This window comes from Bradyrhizobium genomosp. III, assembly GCF_000261705.1.
Classification (GTDB): Bacteria; Pseudomonadota; Alphaproteobacteria; order Rhizobiales; family Xanthobacteraceae; genus Bradyrhizobium; species Bradyrhizobium ottawaense.
This window is the reverse complement of record NZ_AJQF01000339.1, coordinates 1-2,305: the sequence shown is the minus strand read 5'-3', so window position 1 is coordinate 2,305 and position 2,305 is coordinate 1. Positions and strand designations below refer to the sequence as shown.

Here is a 2,305-nt window from a genome sequence, read left to right as displayed (position 1 = left end):
GGCAGCAGGCCGAGCACCGCCGAAGCTGCCGCGGTCGCCAGAAGCGCAGCCGCGCCGATGACGAAGCCCCAGGCAATCGTGCTGGCATCAACGGGATAATGCAGCACGCCGAAACCGATGATCTGGTTGACGAGCCAGGCGCCGGTGACGACGAGCAGCGCCGGACGCTGCGGCAGCATCGCCGCGGCAATGACGGCGAAGGCCGCGAACGGCGTGGCGCACGCGAACGCAAAGCTTGCGAGCGCGCATGACGCCGTCAGCAGCGCAAAGCAGAACATCGGCGCAAGGCGCGGCGCGACCGGGTGAAGCCGGGAGCGATCGTCACCAGACGGCAGGATGCCGAGAGCCATGGTTGAATCTCCTTCTCTTCGAATTCTAGTCCGTTTGAGGGCGTGTGACGGCCCTGGCGAAAATCAGAACGTTGCGCCGGCCTTGAGCAGATAGGTGCGGCCGGGCAGCGGATAGGCGCTGAAGCGGCCGTCCGTGAAGGTGCTCGCGATGGCGTAGTCGTAGTAGAGCGCGTTCAGCACATTGTTGACGCTGAGGGACCAGAAGTAGCGCTCAACCTGGCCGCTGAGCTTGAGATCGATCGTGCCGTTGGCGGGGATCGGCTTCTGGGTGCCCGCCTGGTCGTTGTCCATGCGACGCTCGCTCCAGAAGCGCGCGGTGGCATCGAGCACCACGTAATTCTGCCAGATGTTCCAGGTGACACCCGCACTCGCCGTGTAGCGCGAGACCAGCGGCACGTCGTTGCCGGCCCAGATACCTTCGCGGAAGACCGCACTTGTATAGGCCACGCCGGAGCGCAGCAGCAGGGCGTCGTTGACGCGATAGGACAGACTGGTCTCAGAGCCGTAGCGGCGGGTCGGATCAAGATTTGTGTTGTAGAACAGGACCGGATTGAAATGGACCTCGTTGGTGAGATCCATCAGATAGAGACTGCTCTGCAGCTGCAACCCGCCGCCCTTGATGCGAACACCGCCCTCGATGTCCTGCGAGGTCTGGGTCTTGAGCTGGAACGTTTGCGGGATCGCAGCGAAGGTCAAGGGATCGAACGAAGGCCCTGAGGACAGGCGCTCGTCGACATCAGGCGTGCGGAACGCGCGCGCTACGCGGCCGAACAGCGAGACCTGGTCGTTCAGGCGATGCTCGGCGCCGAGATGCAGCGCATATTGGGTCTCGTTGCTCGTCAGCGGCAACGCGCCGATGTCGGCGTTGAACGGAGCTGCCGGGTCGAAATTGTCGCGTGCCGCAAGACTGACGTTCTGCAACCGCGCGCCGTAGGAGATGTCTGTCGTGGGGGCGATTCCCAATGTGTGCTGGAAATAACCCGCAACCGTCTGCTGCCTGAGGTCGTAATTGTGCCAGGGGGCGAGCCCCTGCCCGGCGCCGCGGTTCTGCTCAAAGCTCGCATCGTAATAGTCGATGCCGGTCAGAAGCTGCGACGGCATGCCGAGCAGCAGGCTCTTCACGCTGAGCCGCGGCGTGATCGACCATGTCGTCAGATGGGAACCGACATAGGTCGACGAGAAGAAAGCCGGAACCGGCGTCGGGCTGGAAAAGAACGCACTCTGCTGCTTCTTGTCGCGCACGCCGCCGTCGACGATGAGATCGACGCCGTTGACCAGGGTCTTGGTGAACCCGGCGGTCGCGCCAATACCCTGCTGGTTGGCATAGTTGAACGGCGTGCTGGTCCCCCTTCGGTTGGTCGCGACCTCATTGAGGCCGATCGAGGGATCGACGGTGCGGCCGCCCGGCAGTCGCAACTCCTGATTGTCGCCGGTGACGGTGAGAAAGGCCGTCAGGCCTGGCGTGGTGTAGTTGAGATTGCCGACGCCGTTCTGCTGCGAATAACGATTGTTGTCGCGATAGCCATCGGTCCTGACCGTGTTGCCATAGAACGAGGTCGACCACGGACCGGAATTGAGCGAGGTCGAAACGTTGCCGAGTCTGGTGTTGAACGAGCCGAAGCCGGCCTCGATGCGCGCGGTCACGGGCGGTCCGCCGACGCCGTTCCTGGTGACGATGTTGATCACACCGCCGACCGCGTTGTCGCCGTAGAGCACCGCGCCGGAATTGCCGCGCGTCACCTCGATGCGCTCGATGGAATTGAGCGGGATGGTGGAGAGGTCCACCTGCGCCATGTCGACGTCGTTCAGCCGCCGGCCGTTGACCAGCACCAGCGTGTTGGCAGTGGCAAAGGCGCCGAAGCCACGCAGGTCCACGCTGGTCTTGGCGCCGATCTGGCCGCCATAGAACGTCGTGATCTGGGCCCCCGGCGTTTGCGTCGCAATGATCTCGGCGA

At 63.8% G+C, this 2,305-nt stretch carries 1 protein-coding gene and 1 pseudogene; both read right to left on the bottom strand.

The window, feature by feature from the left end; translation table 11 throughout:
- Positions 1-350, bottom strand: a pseudogene (locus tag IC66_RS0127500) (hypothetical protein); the annotation flags it as partial.
- A 63-nt stretch (positions 351-413) separates the two neighbouring features.
- A partial coding sequence (locus tag IC66_RS0127495) for a TonB-dependent receptor (protein WP_038949827.1) occupies positions 414-2,305 on the bottom strand: 1,892 nt, incomplete at its 5' end.